3 protein-coding genes are annotated in these 2594 nt (G+C 33.0%); 2 read left to right on the top strand and 1 reads right to left on the bottom strand.

Features of this window, described 5'->3' with window-relative positions:
* Together AC1DJR_RS25800 and AC1DJR_RS25805 are read left to right on the top strand one after the other, a co-directional pair.
* A partial coding sequence (locus tag AC1DJR_RS25800; RefSeq protein WP_477003838.1) for an L-lactate dehydrogenase occupies positions 1-924 on the top strand: 924 nt, incomplete at its 5' end.
* A gap of 112 nt (positions 925-1036) precedes the next feature.
* Complete coding sequence (locus AC1DJR_RS25805; RefSeq protein ID WP_429688186.1) at positions 1037-1321, top strand: YesK family protein; 285 nt, start codon at positions 1037-1039, stop codon at positions 1319-1321.
* 46 nt (positions 1322-1367) lie between these two features.
* On the opposite strand, the gene AC1DJR_RS25810 is transcribed toward AC1DJR_RS25805, so the two are convergent.
* Positions 1368-2387, bottom strand: a complete 1020-nt coding sequence (locus AC1DJR_RS25810) for an AI-2E family transporter (protein WP_002031308.1) — start codon at positions 2385-2387, stop codon at positions 1368-1370.
* Positions 2388-2594: the final 207 nt, after the last annotated feature.

A 2594-nucleotide genomic window follows, 5' to 3' on the forward strand; every position in this document is an offset into this window, starting at 1 on the left:
GTTGTATTAGTAGGAACAGGAGCAGTTGGATGTAGTTATGCTTACTGTATGATTAACCAAGCTGTAGCTGAAGAATTTGTTTTAGTTGATGTAAATGAAGCAAAAGCTGAAGGAGAAGCAATGGACTTAAGCCATGCGGTTCCTTTCGCACCAGCTCCAACAAAGGTTTGGAAAGGTAGTTATGAAGATTGTAAAGACGCAGATCTTGTTGTGATTACAGCTGGATTGCCACAAAAGCCAGGTGAAACACGCTTAGATTTAGTTGAGAAAAACGCTAAAATTTTCAAGCAAATTGTTCGTAGCATTATGGATAGCGGCTTTGATGGCATCTTCTTAATCGCAACGAACCCTGTAGATATTTTAACTTACGTAACTTGGAAAGAATCTGGTTTACCGAAAGAACGCGTAATCGGTTCTGGTACAACTCTTGACTCAGCTCGTTTCCGCTATATGTTAGGTGAGTACTTCGATATTGGACCTCATAACATTCACGCTTATATTATAGGAGAGCATGGTGATACAGAACTTCCGGTGTGGAGTCACGTATCAATTGGTATTCAAAAACTACAAACGCTTCTTGAAAAAGACAACACATATAACCAAAAAGATTTAGATGATATTTTCGTAAACGTTCGTGATGCAGCTTATCACATTATTGAACGAAAAGGTGCTACATACTACGGCATCGGCATGTCACTTTTACGTGTTACGAAAGCAATCTTAAGCAATGAGAACAGCGTATTAACTGTATCAGCATATCTTGAAGGTCAATACGGCCAACAAGATGTTTATATCGGCGTACCTGCTGTTTTAAACCGCGGCGGTGTTCGTGAAATTTTAGAAGTTGAACTAAGTGAAGAGGAAGAATTAAAATTCGATCACTCTGTTCAAGTGTTGAAAGAAACAATGGCTCCTGTTCTTTAATCATATTTTTCAATCAAAAAAGCAATCCGATTTATATTGGATTGCTTTTTTATATTTTTATAGTTCCCCCTCAATTTAAACGGTAATATTATCTATAAAAAGGGGTGATTTCATGAATAATTCTTTGACGATTGCAATCCTCTTGCTAGCTGTAGCATCCTTAATACTTTTCCTCTTCTTAATCATCAGAACGCTATTTCCAACTAAAAAATATGATAAGAATCTCGGATTGATTCTAATTATTTTAAGCTTGTTAGCAATACCGATAAGTATCTTCCTTACAGGAGGATGGGCAGGTATGGGAGTTAGTGTAATCGCAGTCTTTATTTTTGCTGCTGTTATTATAGCTTTAATTGCAAATACCTTCATTAAACTACCTCCTCCAAAGAAAAAATAATAAATGACCGATGTTTTCATCAAGAGAAAACATCGGTCATTTTCTATCACTTATTATCTTTAATSGGTTCATCATTATTTACATCAAGTACATCTAATAAAAAGATAAAGATTGGAATCCCAATAATAAGCCCCCATATTCCGAGGAAATGCTCTGAAAAGATAAGAATCATAAATGTATAAAAAACAGGTAAATTCGTTTTTGCAGACATAAATTTTGGATTTAATAAATAACTTTCAAGAGCGTGGATTACTGTAATGAACACTAGTATGTAAACAACATACACAACCCCGCCGACGTTATAGGCAATGATACAAAGTGGAAACAATGAAATGATAACACCAGCAACTGGAATCAAACCGAGTAGAAAGACCATGACAGCCAATACAAGAAGCTGTGGAAATCCTAAAATGACAAGTGCAATTACAGTGAGCACACAATTTACAACCGCAATTAAAAACTGTGCTTCAATCACTTTTCCGAACGATCTTGCAAACCTTTCACCGAAATATGCAATCTCCTCATAAAAAATTTTCAGCTTACTATCTTTAAATTTCGAAGTAAATGCTATAATGCGTTCTTTTTCTAATAAGAAAAATAAGCTTAAAATAAGAGAAAGTAGTATTTGTAAACTGACTTTTCCTATGTTTGCTATCGATTGATAAATGACATCTACACCTTGTTCGATATATTTCGATACTTCCATTCCATTAATTGTCGAAAGTGCATATTTAATTATCTCGTTATCAGGTGGGTTTTGAAAAAACAATTTAAATTGATAAATTAATTGTGAAATTTGTATCGTTAGTACAGGCAAATATTTATATAGTGTAGTTACAATAAACGTCACTAACACAATATATAAACCAGCAATAACCACTTTCCTATTTACTTTCAATTTTTTTGAAATAAACTTTTGAAATCGATCCATCAAAAACGTGAGAATAAACGTAATTAATATTAAATTAATCATACTTTTTAATCCATATAATACAAGCACTAATATTATTAAAACGAGAAACCGTTGAAACCCTCTGCTTCGAAAGAAATTTTTCACTTCATTCATTAAGAATTAACCTCCCCCTTCAATGGATGGAAATTGGATATATTACATTTTATGAACTTCTATAGACAATCTTTCTTACTAATTGAAAAGAATCCTTTTTTTCTTTTTTATTGTCGGATTTTTTATCTAATACTTTTCTAAAAACTACTTTATCAACTCTATATTTTAGGAGATCTTCTATTTTTAGATTGCTGTTCATTAGTAGAT

It is taken from the genome of Bacillus sp. 05T31, from assembly GCF_056396725.1.

Coding starts and splice junctions, on each gene's coding strand:
- AC1DJR_RS25805 (WP_429688186.1), top strand. CDS start 1,037: ATGAATAATTCTTTGACGATTGCAATCCTCTTGCTAGCTGTAGCATCC.